This window comes from Dyadobacter sp. 22481 (genome assembly GCF_052044875.1).
GTDB classification, from domain to species: Bacteria; Bacteroidota; Bacteroidia; order Cytophagales; family Spirosomataceae; genus Dyadobacter; species Dyadobacter endophyticus.
Genome location: NZ_JBQENV010000003.1, coordinates 1,593,054 through 1,611,802, shown reverse-complemented (window position 1 = coordinate 1,611,802; position 18,749 = coordinate 1,593,054). Strand labels below are relative to the sequence as shown.

Below are 18,749 nucleotides of genomic sequence, written 5' to 3'. Positions count from 1 at the left end.
AAGTGGTCGGACAGACCACTTTCCCGCTCCAATGAACGAACGGCTGATGTTATGGTAACCTGTTACAAATCCTGCCCATTCCGATACTCTTCCGATGCTTTCTTCACAATCGCGTCGCCGTCGTGCAAATCCCCGAAAACTTCCACGAGCGTGTCTACCACAACACCGCGTTTCACGGGCACCCATTCGGCTTTTTTACCTTTGTCGCGGATCACAAATACCTGCTCGCTGGAATTGACAACGGCGGTAGTAGGAACAAAAAGTGTGTTGCCCGTGCGTTCCGTATTGAGTTGAACTTGCGCGTACATGCCGGCTTTCAGCTCGTTTGAGCGATTGTTGACGTCGAATTCGGTTATCATCGAGCGGTTTTCTTCGGATAATGTGCGGGAGCTGCGTGCATAAACGGCTTTGTACACTTTTTCAGGGCTGGCCGAAACGGTAAAACTTACTTCCCCTTTGTTCGGAATGGCGCTCGACATGTTTTCCGGGATCGCGAGCGTAAGACGCAATTTCGTATTGTCTTCCAAAACAAATAACGGCTTTGCGCCGCCTTCTCCCGGGCCTACTAGCGCGCCGGGGCTGATATTCCTTTCGGTGATAATGCCGTCGAACGGGGCAGTCACGGTCAGGTAGCGCGAGAGTTCGGTTTTTGTTTCCATGAAAGACTTTGCAGCTTGTACGTTGCCCCTTGCCACGGCCATTGCCGAGCTGTCGGATGCTGCACGCGCTTTCGCCAGATCCAGTTCGTTCAAAGAAACTGCCCCTTCAGTGCGATTGGTTTTTTGCAAGCGGCTGTATGTCAATGCGCTGGCCTGGTAGCGCGTGGTGGTTTGCTGCAATGCGGCTTCGGCGGCGATGAGCTGCGCCTTTGCCTGGCTGAGTTCGGAGATAACTTCCGGTGCTTCCAATATGGATAATACCTGACCTTTTCGGACAAAACTGCCGCGATCGACATTTACCGTTCTGACGAATCCTTTCACTTTTGGATGAATGCTCACCTTGTTCCACGGCTTCAATTCGCCCGGTAACGCAATTTGCTTCGCAGGTTTCATGCTTTTGACGTAAGCGAGTTCGACGGTGGTAGGCTCCTTCGCGGCGGTTCCAGCCTCGGTTTTGACTTCGTGGCTTTCGCTCGTTTCGGCGGTGCTGCTGCATGCGCTCATACCGGCAACGACGGCAATCAGGATCAGAATGGATTTCAGGGTATTCATGGAAACGGATGTTTGGAGTTTTTTACGGAAGAAATTGCTTTCGGGGTCTTCGGGGTCGAGGGATACCGAGTTGACGGACGCTTTGCGTTGCACGAGCGTGAACACGGCGGGTAGTATCAACAGCGAAGCCAGCGTGGAAGCGATGAGCCCGCCGATTACCGCCTGCCCGAGCGGTGCGATCTGGTCACCTCCTTCGCCGAGGCCGGACGCCATCGGAACCATACCGGCGATCATTGCGATACTGGTCATGAGGATCGGGCGGATACGGCTACCGGCTGCGAGTGTTACGGCTTTATGGGCATCCTGTAATTTAAGGCGCAGGTTCTCCGCATTGGTTACCATCAGGATCGCATTCGCAACGGATACTCCGACGGACATAATCAGCCCCATATAAGATTGCAGGTTCAATGTCGCACCGGTAAGCAGCAGCAGGCCTATTGACCCTACAACCACGGCGGGAATCGTGGAAAGTACGACAAGAGACAGTTTGAACGACTGATACGTAGCCGCGAGCAGGAGGAACATGATCACCACGGCGATCAGCAGACCAGTTTGCAAGCTGTTTAACGTCTCGGTCAGCAGCTCGGTTTGCCCTTTTAATTCCACAATAACCCCGCGTGGCGGCTCTCCTGCATTCTTAATTGCCTTTTGAACAGCAGTGCTGGCAGCTCCAAGATCCTTTTTATGGATATTCGCGGTAACGGTCACCAGGCGGTTCGGGCCGGCGCGGTCGTATTCGCCGGGGGCTGTTTTTTCCGAGAATGTGGCCACATCGGCCAGTAGCGGGTTGCTCACGCCGGTTTTTAATGGAATAGTTCCGATATCCTGAACGGAGGTCATCTGGTATTCCGGTATCTGTACCTGGACCTGATAGGCGAGTCCTTTCGCATCATCGAGCCAGAGGTTTTTATCGGTAAAACGGCTGGAAGACGTTGCCGCTACCATCGATCGCGCCACTTGCGTAGAGGTAATGCCTAGCTGGCCGGCCCTTTCGCGGTCGATTTTTACGTCCAGAATCGGGTATTGCAACGGCTGGGCGATCTGTACATCGCGGAGGAATGCGATCCGCTGCATTTCTTTCTGAATTTTCCGGGCGAACCTTCCGGCTTCTTCCACGTCTTTGGCGGCCACGCTCACCTCGATCGGAGTTGAGGCCCCCTGGCTCATGATTTTGTCTACCAATTCAATCGGTTCAAATGAAATGGCGAGGTTTGGAATCTCTTTTTTAATTCTCGAGCGAAGTTTTTCTTTTAATGCATCCATTCTCACAGGAAAATCTTCTTTCAAAGACACTTGTAGAACAGCTTCATGCGGGCCGCTGTTGAATACGAAAATATTGGAAGTACCATAGCTGGAAGGCACGGTGCCGACATAAGCCGAGGATATTTCTACATGCTCTGTCCCCACCTCCGATTTAATCAGGTTCAAAACCTTCAATGTGGCCTCTTCCGTACGTTCCACGCGCGTGCCGTCGGGCACCCGCAGGCGCATCTGGAACTGGTGGCTGTTGGCTTTGGGCAGAATGTCGGTACCGATGAGGAAAAATCCGCCGACGATCAGTGCAATGGTACCTACGAGATAGACCGGAACGATAAGCCGCCTGCCCATAATGCCGCCAAGCACATTCAGGTATTTCAATTTGAATTTTTCAAAACCGGTCGGTGGCAGCGACGGGTGCGCGCCTTCTTCAATCACATCATCAATTTCCTGGCTATCCAATGCCAAAGTCGGTGCTTCATGGTGCGGATGGTCCTTTAAAAGCCAGTTGGCAAGTACCGGTACCAATGTTTGTGAAAGCAAAAACGAAGCGATCATTGCAAAACCCACGGCCAGCGAGAGTGGCAAAAACATCGATCTTGGAATACCGCTCATGACGAAGGAAGGCGCAAAAACGGCGAGGATCGCGAGCAGGATCAGAAACTCGGGGAATGCGATTTCCTTGCACGCGTCCCAAATGGCCTGCTCCTTCGGTTTACCCATTTCCTGGTGCTGGTGGATGTTTTCAATAGTCACCGTTGCCTGGTCGACGAGTACACCAATAGCCAATGCCAGCCCGCTCAATGTCATGATATTGATCGTTTGGCCAAACAAATTCATCAATATTACCGCCGAGAGAATGGAAATGGGGATCGTCACGATCACGATGATCACGCTGCGCCAGTCACGGAGGAACAGGAGTACCATCAAACCGGTGAGCAATGCGCCCAAAATACCCTCGGTAATAAGGCTTTTCAAAGAGTTGGTCACATACACCGACTGGTCGAATTCATAGGAAATCTTCACATCCTCGGGCACCGCGTTCCGAAGTTGCGGCAATGCGGCGCGGATATTGTTGACCACATCGAGCGTCGAAGCGTCCGATTTTTTTACAACAGGAATATAAACTGCCCGCCGGCCATTGATCAATGCATAGCTCACAGTCACATCGGCACCATCTTCTACCACGCCCACATCACGGATGAACACGGTAGGCCCTGCGCCCACACGGATGGGAATATTCAAAAAGTCTTCCGGCTTCTTAATGAGGGAGTTGACGGGCGTCATCAAGGTCTTATCACCCATACGAATATTGCCGGCCGGGGAAGGCTGGTTGTTGGCAATAATAGATTTGATCACCTCTTCCGGTGTTAGATGATAACTTCTGATGCGCTCAGGATCGACGCGGACGACAATCGTGCGCTGGTTTCCACCGAATGGCGGCGGGCTCGAAACACCTTCAATGCGGCTGAACATCGGTCGTACCCGCGAGGAGGCGAAGTCCTGGATTTCGTTTAGCGACCGCGAGGCGCTTTCGAATACCATCTGCCCGATCGGCACCGAGCTGGCATCGAAACGGACCACTTGCGGAGGTACCGTCCCCTCGGGCATATAAGCCTTCGCGCGGGAGACGTTGTTGGCGACCTCCGCGGCTGCCTGCGCCATGTCGGTGCCGGGGTAGAACGAAAGTTTAATGAGAGATAGCCCCTGAATGGTTTTCACATCCACATCGCGGATCCCGGAAACATACAGGAAGTGGTCCTGATAGCGAGTTGCGATGAATCCGTCCATCTGGTCGGGGGCCATACCGCCGTAGGGCTGCACCACGTAGATGGTGGGAAGATCGAGATTTGGAAAAATGTCGACGGGAATGCTCCGTATCGACAGAATCGAAAAGAATAGGATGCCGATGACGACCACCACTATGGAAATAGGCTGTCGGAGGGCAGTTCTGATGAGTTGGTACATAAGATTAACTGTTTATCTGGCTCAGGAAAATGTCGAGGTCACCGGCGACCGCGGCTTTGAGCAGGAGCGAGCGCCAGGCGTTGCCGTTGGTGACGAACTTGTCGATTTCAGCCCGGTTGAGTGCATTTACACTTTGTGCGAGCGTGAAAAGATCAGTCAAGCCGCTTTGATAGCGTGCCTCGGCCTGGTTGAATGCGGTCCGGGCGGCTGCGAGCTGCACGGGTGTGAGGCGTGCTTGCGCGAGGGAAAGCTGGAACTGCATTTCAGATTCACGCGCCTGGCGGTCGAGTTGCAATTGCTGAGTTTTGTATAATGATTTGAAACGCTCTGCCTGGAACTGCTCGGCGTGGTAATCATGTCTGACTTTGAAAATGTTGGTCAGATTCCAGCGCGTGGAAACGCCGATCAGGTAATTGTAAACCTGGTATTTGACCCCGCTGCCAAAATCGGTGCGGAACGAATCGTCTTTGTTCGACACCCCCGAGCCGCGTCCCCAACCGGCGCCTACGAGCGAGACCGAGGGTAAGGACGAGCGTTTTACGGCCAGGCTGCGTGCCAGCGACGCATCAATTTGCGCTTGCGAAAATCGTAATGCGGGATTTTTAAGAAATGATGCGGTTTCAGCGGGTAAAGGCAATTGGGAGTAAAAACCCATTGAATCGACCTGAATGCTGTCGCGCAGCTCGCCGGTCAGTTCCGAAAAGCGGAGGCGCTGCGCTTTTTCCGACCGCCGGCTTTCCAGCAACAGCAATTGCGCTTTGGCATATTCCGCGGCGGCAAGTGAGCTGTCGACACCCGGACGCATGCCCGAACTCACCGCGGCGTCCGTTACACGTTTGAAAACGGAGGCTCTTTCAAGATTCTGGCGCTGCGCCTCGACGAGTTTTTGATTAATCAACAACAATAAATAGGCATCGATGATTTTGACCTGATGCTGGAACAGCTCGTTCTCGTAATCAGCCTGGCTGCGGGCGAGGTCGGCTTTGGCAGCGTTCACATTCGCATTAACCTTTCCGAAATTAAATACCTTCCAGTCGACCATCGCCGTGGTGAAGCTGCCGAATGTGGCGGTATAGATATTTTCGGGACGGATACCGCCTGAGGGCGACAATGCGCTTCCCTCGTTGGGCAGGAATGCACCGGCAACGCTGTTGCCCGTGGCATAAGTATATTGATCCTGCACGATGAATGCGGGCAGGTAGTCGGTTTTGACGGATTTAATGCGGCTTTCGGCGCTGTGGATCTCAGCCTGTTTGGCTTTCAGGAAAGGAAAGTTGCCTTTGCCTTGTTCCAATGCTTCGTGCAGCTTGATTTGCTGGGCATTCGCCTGCATGCATGCGAAGGCAGCGAAAAACAATGCGAGCCAACGGTTTTTAATGTCGAAGGTCCGGTGTGCCGGAGCATGCGCGTTCCCCGGCGGAAAAAAGCGGGAAACCGAATGATACTTGGAGTGCTTCATAATTCGGGTTAAAGAGATTTTTAGCCGAAATTAGAGCCCAATTCTGGAAACATTTGGGAAACGGAGCTTTGCAATGGGCTGTTTATTACCCGATTATCCTTCCTAAATGTTTCCAACTTCCGGGTGTATTTTTGTAAAGTATCTTTTGAAAGAGGAATGAAAATTTTAGTTGTAGAGGACGAAAAAGGGCTTGCAGAAAGTATCACCGACTACCTTTCCCGCGAAGGGTTTGTTTGCGAAGTAGCCAACACTTTCTGGCAGGCCGATGAAAAGATCAGCCTTTACCAGTACGATTGCACGATCGTGGATCTGACGCTGCCCGACGGCAATGGTTTCGATATAATCCAGACATTGAAAAAGATTGCTTCCGCAACCGGTATTATCATTATTTCAGCCCGTAATACATTGGAAGACAAGTTGAAAGGGCTTGAAATAGGATCGGATGATTACATGACCAAGCCATTCCATCTTTCTGAACTGAATGCCCGGGTGAAGTCGCTGATCCGGCGCAGGAATTTTGGAGGTAATAATGATATGATCTGGAAGGATATCAGGGTTAATCTGCCTGCCCGGAAGGTTTTTATCAAAGATGTTGAAACTACCTTGTCACGGAAGGAGTACGATCTGCTGCTCTATTTTCTTTCCAATATCGATGTTGCATTAACGAAAGAATCCATTGCCGAGCACCTCTGGGGCGACAACATGGATTCGGCCGATTCACTGGATATGGTGTATTCGCATATCAAAAACCTTCGCCGGAAAATAGTGGAAAAGGGTGGGAAGGATTACATTCAATCGATTTACGGGATAGGCTACAAATTCACCGCACCTTGAAACTCCTCGAAAAAGCCAGTCGGATTTACCTGCTTGCCTCGCTGCTGATTTACCTGGCGGTGGGGATCGCGTTTTTCTGGATCATCAAATTCATGATCTACGACGAAGTGGAAAGTCGCCTCATGGTTGAGAAGCAGGATTTTGAGACATATGTCCGTACGAATGACACTTGGAGCAACAATTCATATTTTGTAGAAAATAAAATTGAAGTGCTGCCCGTATTCGGCAAGTACAAGGCCGAGGTGGTTTTTACCGATACGCTCATTAATAACCGCTACGAGGAGAGTGCCGACCCATTCAGGCAGCTCACATTCTACACGTTGATCGGTGGGGCGCCCTACCGCGTCGCGATCAGGAAGTCGATGATCGAGTCCTATAAACTGATTGAGGCGATTTCGGCGGCGATGATCGCGTTTCTTGGGTTGCTGTTGGTGAGTACATTCCTTTTTCACCGGGTTTTATCGGGTAAGCTCTGGAAGCCGTTTTATGATTCACTGGCAAGGATTAAGGACTTCGACTGGACGAAAAACAAGCCGCTGGAAACTGTTCGCAGCGAAATCACGGAGTTCAACGAGCTGGGCGATGTGATGGAGAAAATGGCCTCCAAGATGCAGCACGACTACCGGAGCCTGCGCGAATTCACCGAGAATGCTTCCCATGAAATCCAGACACCCCTCGCGCTCATCAATGCGCGGGTTGAGCAGTTTATCCAGTCGAAAGATTTAGGAGAAAATCATACTTACTGGATTGAGGAGATTTACCATGCAGCCAGGCGGATGTCGCGGCTTAATCAAGGGCTTTTGTTGTTGGCCAAAATTGAAAACCAGCAGTTTACGGAACAGGAAGAACTCGATCTCTCGGAACTCGCATTGAACAAGCTGAAAGATTTTGAGGACATTTTGCAGCATAAGGAAATCAGGCTCGATTTACAGTCGTCGGGCAGTTTCCGGAAACTAATGTCACCTGCATTGGCGGATATTCTGCTGACAAATTTGATTAACAATGCGATCAGGCATAACTACACCGGCGGCGAGCTCAGGCTGGAATCGGGTACGGATTATGTGCGGGTAAGTAATACGGGCAATCCGCTGAAAAGCGACCCTGAACGGCTATTCGAGCGGTTCAAAAAGGAATCGACCGGCGCGGAATCGCTGGGACTGGGGCTGGCGATCGTGAAGCAGATTTGCGATAATTGTGAGCTGCGGATCTCGTACCAGTATGACGCGCCGATCCATTCGATTAAAATCACAGGATAGTGCGAAGCTCCTGCTTCGCACACGCTATGTGGAGGAAACGCAACTATTTAGCAACCTTCTGCAACTCGGCTTCCAAAGTTTTATTATTGGGGAACTCCTGCGGAATCCATCGGTTCACTATTTTGCCCGAACCATCCAGCACCAGGAACGGATACCGGATATCAATGCCGTATTTCTCCTTCAAAACCTCGATATTATCGTCGGAAGCCCATAAATGCTTTGCAGTAGGCCGTATTTTTACATATTTTTTCCAGGTCGGAAAGGGTATGCCTGTCGCGACGGAAATGTAGGCGAAGGTCACTTTATCGGCATATTTATCTTCCAAAACCTTCAACCCGGGCTCGTGCTGGCCGATGCTGAACGAAAAGACCATGACGACCGGTTTGCCTTGCAAGGACGATACCGTTACAGCCGTGCTATCGGTGCTTAGCAGCGTGATATCCGGGATGGGCGCCCCTGGTTGCAGCGATTCTTTGGTTTGGATGAGTTTGGAAATGTATTCTGAGTATGGCGACTGAGGGAATGTCGCTTTGTAATCTGCCAGGAGCGTTTTAGCGGTTGAAATGTCGGGAATGGCCGTTGCGGCGTAATTGAGCCAGTAGGTCGCAAGGTATTCCTTTTGTTTCGGATAGCTGGCCAGCTTTTCCTTACTGAATGCGTATACATCCTTCAATGCATCGGGGCTGATTTCGTAACGGCTTTCGGATGCGAGCGGGAATTTGCGGGTCGAGGGGATCAGCGCCCAGTTGCGGAGCTCGTCGCGGTAGGTTTGGCTCAGTAATGCATCGTCGGGCTGGATTTTGAAGTCGGTTAAGGTAAAATCTTCCAGCTCTTTGCGTTGCGTGGCGTCGAGTTTGGCTACGCGGTTGCGGCGCATGATCTTTTCCTGGATGAGCTGGCGTGTAAGCGATGGCTCGGTAGCCGTCGTCGCAAGTACGTAGGCCTCGAACGCCGGCACCACCGGATTAGCCATTTTAAATTTCTCAAATGCTTCGAGCCGTACTTTTTTCAGGCTGTCGCTTTGCTGTACCACGCTTTTGTTATCGATTTGCGATGGCTTGTAGCCGAAAACGGGCAGATATTGATATTGGTTTTCGAGAAAGTAATTTTTCAAAAACGTCTGGTAGCCGGCGTTCTTGCCTGTGAAAGTCACATCCGCATTCTCTGCTACATTGATCGTCAGGTCGTCGCCTGGTTGCAGGAAAAGCATCCACGTCTTGTTCACGCCGCTTCCGCTGTATTGCAGGCGCATCATTTTCGGTTCGGTGAGCTGGATAATCGTTTTTTCGGTGGTTTTGTCTGCGAAATTCACTGAGGCTACGGCGTCGAGCTTTGCATCGGCAAGGCCTGTGCCCAGATTGGGGTGAAAATGTACATCTTCCAGCACCAGCGTAACCGTTATCGGAGCTTGTTTGGAGGCGGCGAGCGTAATGTTCGCTGTATTCTGCGCATACGCAGCCCAACCTAATGCGGTCCAGCCGAATAGTGTGAGGATCAGAAAGTTTATGTGTTTCATCGTTTCGAAAGGGAAAGCAGTTTTTACCAAAACATGCGGTGTAAAAATTGTGCCAATATACGTAACTCCCGCCGGTAAGTGTTCCGGCAGCTTATTCAGCGTTATCCGGGAGCACATTAATGCAGTTTTTGAAAGCATTAATAGGCCAACTACCGTAAATTCGCCATCTGATTATCGATTGCTCCCATGACCCGCGTTTCACAATTTCAGTTCAATACGCTCCGTGCCCGGTTCGAGGGGGAGCTGTATTTTGATAATTCCACGCTACACGCTGCCCAGCGCACGGTTTATGCTACCGATGCGTCTGTTTATCAGGAAATGCCGGTTGCAGTAGCTTTGCCGAAAACGGTGGAAGACATCCGCGCGCTGATCGGTTTTGCGAAAACCAATAAAGTGACACTGATCCCGAGGGCAGCAGGAACCTCACTCGCGGGGCAAGTTGTAGGAAATGGCATTGTGGTCGATATTTCGAAGCATTTCAAGGAAATTGTCGAGGTTAACGCGGAGGAGAAATGGGTACGCGTGCAGCCGGGCGTGATCCGCGACGATCTCAACAAGTACCTGGCTCCTTATGGCCTGCTTTTCGGCCCCGAAACTTCTACGGCCAGCCGCGCGATGATCGGCGGGATGATCGGCAACAACTCGTGCGGGCTGCATTCCATCACCTGGGGTGCCACGCGTGACCATTTACTGGAAGTGAAAGTGCTGCTTTCAGATGGCACTGAGGCAATATTCAATGAGAAATCCATCGCTGATTTTACACGTGAAATCCGCGAAAAGCAGATCAAAGGCCAGCGCCTGCAATCGATTCTGGCGGGCATGTTTGGCTTAATATCCAATCCTATTGACCACGATTTAATCAAAAAACAGTTTCCCAAACCGAGCGTTACCCGACGCAACTCCGGTTATGCGCTCGACGCGCTGGTCAGGAATTTCGAAAACGGCAATATCAACCTTTGTAACCTCATTGCGGGCTCGGAAGGCACATTATGCCTTGTTACCGAAGCGAAAATTGCGTTGGTGGACGCGCCTCCCGCAGCTGTCGGCGTCGTGTGCGTGCATACCAACTCGCTTGCGGAGGCGCTCCACGCGAACCGCGTGGCGATGCAGCACGATCCGAAAGCCTCTGAGCTGGTCGATAAGTACATTATGGATTTTACCAAAAACCACAATGTGTATTCCCAAAACCGCTTTTTCATGCAGGGCGACCCCGCGGCAATGCTCATGGTGGAGTTCTGGGGCGTTGCAGAAGAAGAGGTGGAACAGAAAGCTTCCGCATTGATCCAGCAGTTGAAAGTGGAAAACCTTGGTTACGCCTATCCATTGCTGTTTGGCGACGATGCCAACAAAGCCTGGGACATTCGTAAAGCGGGCCTCGGACTGATACGCAATCTCCCCGGCGACACGCAGCCCGTGAACCTGATCGAAGATTGCGCCGTAGCGGTAGAAGATTTGCCCCCATACATCGAAGAATTGGAGGCTTTGCTGAAAAAACACGGTTTGAGCGCCTCGTACTACGCGCATGCGGGTGCAGGCGAGCTGCACGTGGAACCGATGATCAACCTCAAAACCAGTGAAGGAAAACAGCAATTCCGCGATGTGCTGGCTGATACGGCGATGCTTGTAAAGAAATACAACGGAGCATTGTCGGGCGAGCATGGCGATGGTCGCTTGCGAGGGGAGTTTATTCCTTATATGATGGGCGAGGAGGTGTACGAAATGTTCAGGCAGGTGAAGCGCATCTGGGACCCGGATGGCGTTTTCAATGCGAACAAAATCGTGGACACACCGCCGATGAACGAATTTCTACGCTATGAGCAGGACAAGCCTAACCCGCAGATCGATACCATATTCGATTTTTCGAGGCAGGAAGGCATGCTGCGCCTGGCCGAGAAATGCAGCGGCTCGGGCGATTGCCGTAAAACCGAACTAACCGGCGGTACGATGTGCCCCAGCTACATGGCCACGCGCAGCGAGCGCGACACGACGCGTGCCCGTGCAAACATTTTACGCCAGTACCTTACGCCTGAAACCGCCCCGGCAACCAGCCAGGAAATGGTGAAGGAAGTGCTGGACCTTTGTCTTTCCTGCAAAGGCTGCAAATCGGAATGCCCTTCCAGCGTGGATATTGGTAAAATGAAGGCCGAATTCACGCAGCAATATTACGAAAGCCATGGCGCACCGATGCGCAGCAAGCTGATCGCCAATTTTTCAAATCAGATGAAACTGGCGTCGATCGCGCCATGGGCATTCAATGGTATATTCGGGACGCCTGCATTGCGGAAAATCGCCAACAAAATGGTGGGTTTCCATCCCGACCGCTCAATGCCTAAGCTGGATAGCCAACCCTTGAAAAGCTGGTGGGAAAAGCATCAGCGAAACAAACCGGCCGCCGCGCCACATTCGAGGAAGGTTTATTTGTTTTGTGATGAGTTTACCAATTATAATGATGCGGAAGTAGGCAAAAAAGCCGTGCTATTGCTCGAAAAGCTGGGTTACGAAGTCATTATCCCCGAGCATGTCGAATCCGGCCGCTCGTATTTATCCAAAGGTTTTGTAAAAGAAGCGCAGAAACTGGCTATCCGGAATGTGGATTTGTTGAAGGACAAAATCAATTATGACGCGCCGCTGGTGGGTATTGAGCCATCGGCAATACTTTCTTTCCGGGACGAATATGTGGATCTGGTAGGGGGAAAAGAAAGGGGCCATGCGGAGAATATCGCGGCGAATGCATTGCTTTTCGAGGAATTCGTCGCGCGCGAAATCGATGAGAAGCGCATTCAGAAAAGCGCATTTGTGGCGAAAAATCAGCTGATCAAGCTGCACGGCCATTGCCACCAGAAAGCCCTTTCGGCATTAACGGCCTCTAAAAAGGCATTGCAATTGCCTGAGAACTATCACGTTCAGCTCATCCCGTCGGGGTGCTGCGGAATGGCCGGGTCGTTTGGCTACGAGGAAGAGCATTTTGAAGTGTCGATGCAGATCGGGGAACTGGTACTGTTCCCAACCGTCCGGCAGCAGCCCGAAGATGTGATCATCGCGGCTGCCGGAACGAGTTGCCGCCATCAGATCAAGGATGGCACCGGACGCATAGCGATGCATCCGGTAGAGATTTTATACGATGCATTGATCAAATAATGCCTATTCGGTGCCGCGTACATGCTCGTTAACCGTATCGGCGCGCATTTGGGTACCTGCTGTATCAGAAGCAATGCTGTCCACCACAGTTGTGCCCTGATCGGCCGGGTTATCTGCCTGGCCCGAAAAATTTCTATCGTGGTTGAAGAAGCCGCCAAACCAGGCGATCAGCGAAAGAACGATACCGATGCCGACGATCCACTTCCAGACGTTCTTCACGTTCTTGGTGGCTCTTGCTTCCTTATCTGTTTCTTGCCTGTTCATGGGTTTAATGATTTAGTTTAATAGGAACCTTACCATTTCCATACCAGCGCGGATTCAGCACTTTTTAAGCGAATTATATAACATTGTGTTGATAAAATTTCCCCAAACTAAGTAGGTGAATAAAAATGTAATATATCGGGGATGTTTGATGTTACCTTAGCGGGAAATTTCGTTTCACGTACTAGTTCTTCTCACAAACAGCCATATTAATGAAAATTAGCCAACGTTTCTCTATCCCGTTTTTTGCACTTTTCCTATTTACACAAGTCGACGCCACGGCGCAGAACGACAACCGGAGCTTCTTGTCCGTCGCTGGCGGGTATAGCTTACCCGTGGGCGAGCTCGCCAGGGAGAAACTGAACGACCCATTTGCCGGCCTGACAGGCTCGGGATATTATTTCCAGGCCAATTATGATTTTCGTATCGTACGCTGGTTTGGTTTGAAGCTCTCAGGGAGTATGAATAAAAATACGACACGCCCTCAGCCGATCGTCGATATTGCCGACCGTCGCGTCGAAGAAATCAAAGGTTTTATCAATGAAACTACCACACATACCTGGGACACGCGCGTGTCGCGCTGGAAATTCAACGCGATCATGGCCGGGCCCGCGATATTCCTTAATTTCAACAGAGTGCAAATCGAAGGGCACGTGCAGGGAGGTTATGTAGAAGTTACTTCGCCGACGGTGGATATGACGGGGACATTCCAGTCCGGAGAAAATCAGATCCTCGTGCATTTAAGCCCCGCTTCCACGAGCGGTTTCGGCGTTGGCGCCGGCGCCAGTTTGCGCTTGCCCATTGCCGGTCCATTGTATTTCCATATTTCCGGCGATTTTCTTGCTACCGAGGCCCAGTTGGAGAATGTGGCGGTGAATGTACGCGTCGGCAAATATCCCGAGGTAAGTATTCCAATCAATGAGAAGCGCTTCGTGGGAGTTGCCAATGTTGGTGCAGGCTTGGGTATTTCATTCTAAATCAATATTATACTATAAGAAAATGGGCCGGATACCGCACGTATCCGACCCATTTTGCTTTTTAGGACTTTAAGCCTGCATTATTTTGCAAACCAAAGCTTCATTTTCATGTCATTCTTGCCTCCCTGCGCGGTAAGAGACGCCGAGAAATTTTCATAGTTCAGCGATTCTTCCGAGCCGGGGTAGGGCAGCCGCGTGGGAATGACGTTTCCGTTCGTGTTCAGCAAAGGAGGGGTAAGAGCAGGAAGGCCGGTACGGCGGTATTCGGTCCAGGCTTCCACGCCCTGGCCATAGAGCGCGATCCATTTTTGCTCCATGATCTGGGTAAATGCATCCGCGCCGGACTTCAATGCATTGGCAGTGAGATACGCTTCCGGGACAGTCAGTTTGTACTGGGCGAACGAAGCGGAAATACCGTCCGAATAGCTTTTCGACGCGCTACCAGCTGCTGCGATGCCTTTGTAGGCAAATTCCGCTTTTAGGAAAAGCAGTTCGGCGTAGCTCATGATCACGCCCGGAGCAGTTGCTGCCACAAAATAGTCGCCCACTTTCGAAGTTTTTGACAGACCCAGTGCGTTGGCGTCGGAAGATGATAATCCGTTTGGAACACCCTTATAATCGCCGCCATCGGCAGGTTTGTTGGCATAAACTGCCAGACGGCCATCGTTCATTGCCGTCAGTTTGTTCACCAACGTCGCGCTCACACGGTGATCGTCCCGGGTTTTGCGGTTCTGGTTCACGGGATTATTATTGTTCGTTGCATCGAGGTAGTTGAGCTGCACGTTGTCGGCGATCGATTCCAGGATCGGATATTTTGCGGCGTCGCCGAGGATGCGGGTAACTTCTGCTTTTACATCTATCGGCGCGTCGGCCTTGTCGATCATCCGTGCGAGCACGCGCAGACTCAATGAGTTGGCGAACTTCTTCCATTTGGTAAGGTTGCCATTGAAAAGGATATCGCCCGCGATAGCCTTGCTCTTGTCGTTGACGTCGATGAGATCGTTGGCCGTTTTTAGCTCAGCAACAATACCCGCGTACACATTTTTTTGCGCGTCGTATTTGGGCAAAAGCTTCTCTTCCAGGCCCTGCAATGCGTCGGTGTAGGGAATGTCGCCATAAATGTCGGTTAGTAACACGAACGCCCAGGAGCGCATGATCATCGCTACGGCCTTGTAGTTGGTATTGCCCGATTCCTCCGAGATTTTCATGATCCGCTGAAAATCGGCCAGCGACTCGATGTAGAGCGTCTGCCAGCCCGTTGTGTAAACATCGGCGGAAACGGTGTATTGGTCGATGTCCGTGTATTGAATGCGCGCCCAATGCTGCGAAAAACCGTCGCCGATATCCTGGCCGATCGAGCCGCCCCAGTAGAGGTCAACGGCACTTTGTATGCCATGGGGAAGAAAAAGGTCGGCGGTACCGGTAGCGGCGCTGTTGTTGTTGGTGTTGATTTCGTCGAAATCGCCCGTGCAGGCCGACAGGCACATTACCGACGCTGCCAGCAAAGTTTTGGATTTGAAAAAACGTATGATGCTTTTCATGCTCTTAATCAGTTAGGATAATGACTTACAGGTTGAAGCTGATGTTGAAGCCAACCGTTCTGGTGGTCGGAATCTGGCCGTTTTCGATGCCTTGCAGGTTACCGTCGTTGTAGTAGCTCGTTTCGGGGTCGATATGCGGCAGGTTGCTTTTCAGCAGCGCGAGATTCCGGCCTACCACCGAAATGGCGATGTCGCGGAACGGCAATTTTTTGAAAACCTGGCCGGAAAGCATGTAGGTCAGCTTCACTTCACGGAGTTTCACATAGCTGGCGTCGAAAATGGTGTTTTCATTGTTGGTCAGCAGGTAATATTTGTGATGGTATTCTTCCGAGGTAATGCGTTTTTCGTTCGGAACATACTCGGGAGCGGCGGCAGTGCCTTTGTTCACGACGCCCTGGCCGACAATGCCATCCTCACGTCCCAAAGTCGTTTCTGCCAAAACCCCGGTGTAGCGACCAATGTTGATCGATTGCGAGAAAATGTCGCCGCCATGTTTTACGTCTATCAACGTGCTCAACGACAGGTTTTTGTATCGGAATGTGTTCGAGAAGCCACCAATCCAGTCAGGCGTAAAGTTGCCCAAAACACGACTGGTGGGGTCGAGTACCGGGTAGCCTTGCGCGTCGTACACGATCTGTCCGTCCGGGGCTCGCTGGAAGCCTTTTCCGAAGAAAGTACCATATGGCTGGCCTACGCGTGCCTCCACCGACAGCCCACGGAAAGCATTGGTCGTTGTGGTCTGCGTCAATGGGTTGTAGCTGGTATTCAGCTGATAGGTAGTGAGGTTATTAGCCAGTGAAACCACCTTGTTTTTGTTACGCGCCCAGTTTAAACCCACTTCCCACTCGAATGCTTCGGTTTTTACAGGTGAAGCTGTCAGCTGGATTTCGAAACCCTGGTTCTCGATTTTGCCCGCATTCAAAAGTTTGGACAGATAACCCGTCGCATTCGAAATGTTCACGTCGAGGATCTGGTTCGAGGATACCTTTTTATAATAGGTAACGTCAAGTCCGATGCGGTTTTGCCACAAACGAATATCCGTCCCGATTTCATAGGACGAAGTTAATTCGGGTTTCAGGGTCGAATTCAGCAGTGCATTGTTTTCCGAAAGGCTCGGTGTACTCCCCCATGGGTTTTCGTACTTATAGGTACTTGCCAAACGATAGGGATCGGTGTCGTTACCCACACGCGCCCAGCCCGCACGGATTTTTGCGAAAGACAGAACCGACGATTTTACATCGAAAATATCCGTAATAATCGCACTCACCGCCGCAGAAGGGTAGAAGTACGAGCGGTTGTCGGAAGGCAGCGAGCTCGACCAGTCATTGCGGGCCGTCAGATCGACGAACAAATAGTTGCGGAAACCAAGGTTAGCCGAGGCGTAAAGGCTGTTGACCGATTTCTTGATAAAACTGTTTTCCGTAACCGGGCGCTGGCGCGAGTTGCCCATGTTATAGACACGCGGGATGGCAAGCTCGGTCGCGCCCATGTAGTTTCGCTGCGCGTAGTTGGAGCGGCGGTTACCGCCGATATTCGCGGTAATATCGAACTCTCCGAATTTGTGGGTTGCATTCAATAGGAAGTCTGAGTTGGACTCGCGTACGAAAATTTGCTCTTCATTATAAGCATCATACAACGCCGACGCACCGATTTTGGCTTGACGGGCTGCGGTTTTGGTCTTTCGGCGATCCTCGTAGAAATCCGTTCCCGTACGGGCGGTGAGGCTCAACCAATCGGTGAACTTGTAAGTAGCCGACATATTGCCGTACAGCCTGTCACGTTCGTTGGCACGGGTGCTTTCGTTGAGCAGGTAATAGGGGTTTGTCCAGTAGTTGTCGTTCCAGTTGTATTGGTAAATGCTGCCCGGTTTGTGGTAGTTTTTCAACTTATCCATATCTACCTGGCGGCCAAACCAGATAAAGTACAGCCCGAAGTTGTTACGGTTATCGCTGCCGTCTTTAACATAGTTACCGGTAGCGCGAATGCTGAGTTTCTTGGTCAGGTTCCAGCCCGCATTTAATGACACCGTGCGGCGTTTGTAATCGGTATTAGGCAAAATGCCGGTCTGGTTGAGGTCGGTGAAAGAAAGACGGAAGTCGCCCTTATCGTTAGCCCCGGTGATCGCGACATTGTTGGTCAGTGTACGGCCGGTTTCAAAGAATTGGTTCACATTGTCGGGGTGTGCGATCCAGGGCGTAGGCGTGCGTGTACCATCGGCAGCAATGGGTGAATCGAACTGAGGCAGCAGGCGGCCGTCGAGTTTCGGGCCCCAGCTTTCGTCGACTCCGTCGTTCACGCCAGCGCCGGTGCCGTCTACATACGAAAACAGCCCTTTTGCCCCCTGGCCGTATTCATTCTGCCATTTGGGAAGGCGGAAGGGCGATTCGAAGGCAGTATTTGTGTTGAAAGAAACACCAATGCCTTTTGTGCCCTTACCGCTTTTGGTTGTGATCAGAACCACTCCATTCGCACCGCGTGAACCATAAAGTGCCGCGGCGCTCGGACCTTTCAATACGTTGATCGACTCCACGTCGTCGGGGTTGATCGACGCTGCGGCATTCCCGTAGTCGATCCCCGTCCCCGAACCGAAATTGCTGTTATCTACCGGCACGCCGTCCACCACGAAAAGCGGCTGGTTATTACTGCCGATTGAGCTGGCTCCGCGAATGATCATCCGTGACGACGAGCCCGGAGCGCCATTGGAATTCGTGACCTGCACACCCGCCAAACGCCCCGATAGTGAGTTGACCAGGTTGGTTTCCCGTGCCTGCGTGAGCGTTTTGCCGCTTACTTCCTGCACGGAGTAGCCCAATGCCTTCTTCTCCCGGGCAATGCCGAGCGCCGTCACTACGATTTCATTAAACTGCGTGGCGTCGTTTTCCAGCATAATGTCGAAAGCGGTTTTCGACCCGACCGGGACTTCCATCGTTTTGTACCCGATAAATGAAACAACGAGGGTTGCATTGGCTGGCGCGCTGAGGGAAAAGTCGCCGTTGGCGTCCGTGGTGCTGCCACGGCTGGTGCCCTTGATGAGGATGCTGGCTCCGGGAAGGTACCCGTCGGCCGATTGCACTTTGCCTTTGATAGCCAGGTCCTGCGCAAAACCTGCCCCGGTAAGGAATAGCAGGAGAAGCAGGAAGCCTAATGTAAAGACTTTCTTCATGATTGATTAAGTAATGGAGTGAAACAGTTAGGTATTCTTATTAAAACAGAAGAATCTTCTATTTTTAATTAATTTCAAAAAATATATGATCGAGAAAAAATGTTTTAATGAAATATTCCACGATAAAAATGATTTTGTTTAAAATTTTATATTAAAAATCAGCATGTT

The 18,749-nt window shown here is 51.3% G+C and carries 10 protein-coding genes; 4 read left to right on the top strand and 6 right to left on the bottom strand.

Annotated elements, in window-relative coordinates; translation table 11 throughout:
* Positions 1-62 precede the first annotated feature (62 nt).
* Both ACTJJJ_RS25470 and ACTJJJ_RS25465 read right to left on the bottom strand, forming a co-directional pair.
* Positions 63-4,436 (bottom strand): efflux RND transporter permease subunit, encoded by a 4,374-nt coding sequence (locus tag ACTJJJ_RS25470; RefSeq protein WP_440703415.1) that lies wholly within the window; start codon positions 4,434-4,436, stop codon positions 63-65.
* A gap of 4 nt (positions 4,437-4,440) precedes the next feature.
* Positions 4,441-5,895: a TolC family protein gene (locus ACTJJJ_RS25465; RefSeq protein WP_440703414.1), complete on the bottom strand. Its 1,455-nt coding sequence runs from the start codon at positions 5,893-5,895 to the stop codon at positions 4,441-4,443.
* Between the two features lie 156 nt (positions 5,896-6,051).
* On the opposite strand from ACTJJJ_RS25465, the gene ACTJJJ_RS25460 reads away from it, so the two are divergent.
* Positions 6,052-6,729 (top strand): response regulator transcription factor, encoded by a 678-nt coding sequence (locus ACTJJJ_RS25460; protein ID WP_440703413.1) that lies wholly within the window; start codon positions 6,052-6,054, stop codon positions 6,727-6,729.
* Positions 6,726-7,985 carry a sensor histidine kinase gene (locus ACTJJJ_RS25455; RefSeq protein WP_188936979.1) on the top strand — a complete coding sequence of 420 codons (1,260 nt, stop codon included), beginning with the start codon at positions 6,726-6,728 and terminating at the stop codon, positions 7,983-7,985. Before ACTJJJ_RS25460 ends, ACTJJJ_RS25455 begins: the two co-directional genes overlap by 4 nt.
* 43 nt (positions 7,986-8,028) lie before the next feature.
* Here the strand turns inward: ACTJJJ_RS25455 and ACTJJJ_RS25450 are convergent, their stop codons facing one another.
* The gene (locus tag ACTJJJ_RS25450; protein ID WP_426292056.1) at positions 8,029-9,501 is read right to left on the bottom strand and encodes a TlpA family protein disulfide reductase; all 1,473 of its coding nucleotides are present in this window, start codon (positions 9,499-9,501) and stop codon (positions 8,029-8,031) included.
* Positions 9,502-9,687: 186 nt separating this feature from the next.
* Between ACTJJJ_RS25450 and ACTJJJ_RS25445 the strand changes: the two genes are divergently transcribed.
* Positions 9,688-12,639, top strand: coding sequence for an FAD-binding and (Fe-S)-binding domain-containing protein (locus ACTJJJ_RS25445; RefSeq protein ID WP_440703412.1), 2,952 nt, complete (start codon positions 9,688-9,690; stop codon positions 12,637-12,639).
* Positions 12,640-12,642: 3 nt separating this feature from the next.
* Here ACTJJJ_RS25445 and ACTJJJ_RS25440 read toward each other — a convergent pair whose 3' ends face one another.
* Positions 12,643-12,903: a hypothetical protein gene (locus tag ACTJJJ_RS25440; protein WP_188936974.1), complete on the bottom strand. Its 261-nt coding sequence runs from the start codon at positions 12,901-12,903 to the stop codon at positions 12,643-12,645.
* 209 nt (positions 12,904-13,112) lie between these two features.
* Here ACTJJJ_RS25440 and ACTJJJ_RS25435 point away from each other — a divergent pair, with 209 nt between their 5' ends.
* A complete protein-coding gene (locus ACTJJJ_RS25435) occupies positions 13,113-13,877 on the top strand; it encodes a hypothetical protein (protein WP_440703411.1) in 765 nt (254 codons plus the stop codon).
* An 80-nt stretch (positions 13,878-13,957) separates the two neighbouring features.
* Here the strand turns inward: ACTJJJ_RS25435 and ACTJJJ_RS25430 are convergent, their stop codons facing one another.
* Together ACTJJJ_RS25430 and ACTJJJ_RS25425 are read right to left on the bottom strand one after the other, a co-directional pair.
* Complete coding sequence (locus tag ACTJJJ_RS25430) at positions 13,958-15,418, bottom strand: SusD/RagB family nutrient-binding outer membrane lipoprotein (RefSeq protein ID WP_440703410.1); 1,461 nt, start codon at positions 15,416-15,418, stop codon at positions 13,958-13,960.
* 25 nt (positions 15,419-15,443) lie between these two features.
* Positions 15,444-18,581, bottom strand: coding sequence for a SusC/RagA family TonB-linked outer membrane protein (locus tag ACTJJJ_RS25425; RefSeq protein WP_440703409.1), 3,138 nt, complete (start codon positions 18,579-18,581; stop codon positions 15,444-15,446).
* Positions 18,582-18,749: the final 168 nt, after the last annotated feature.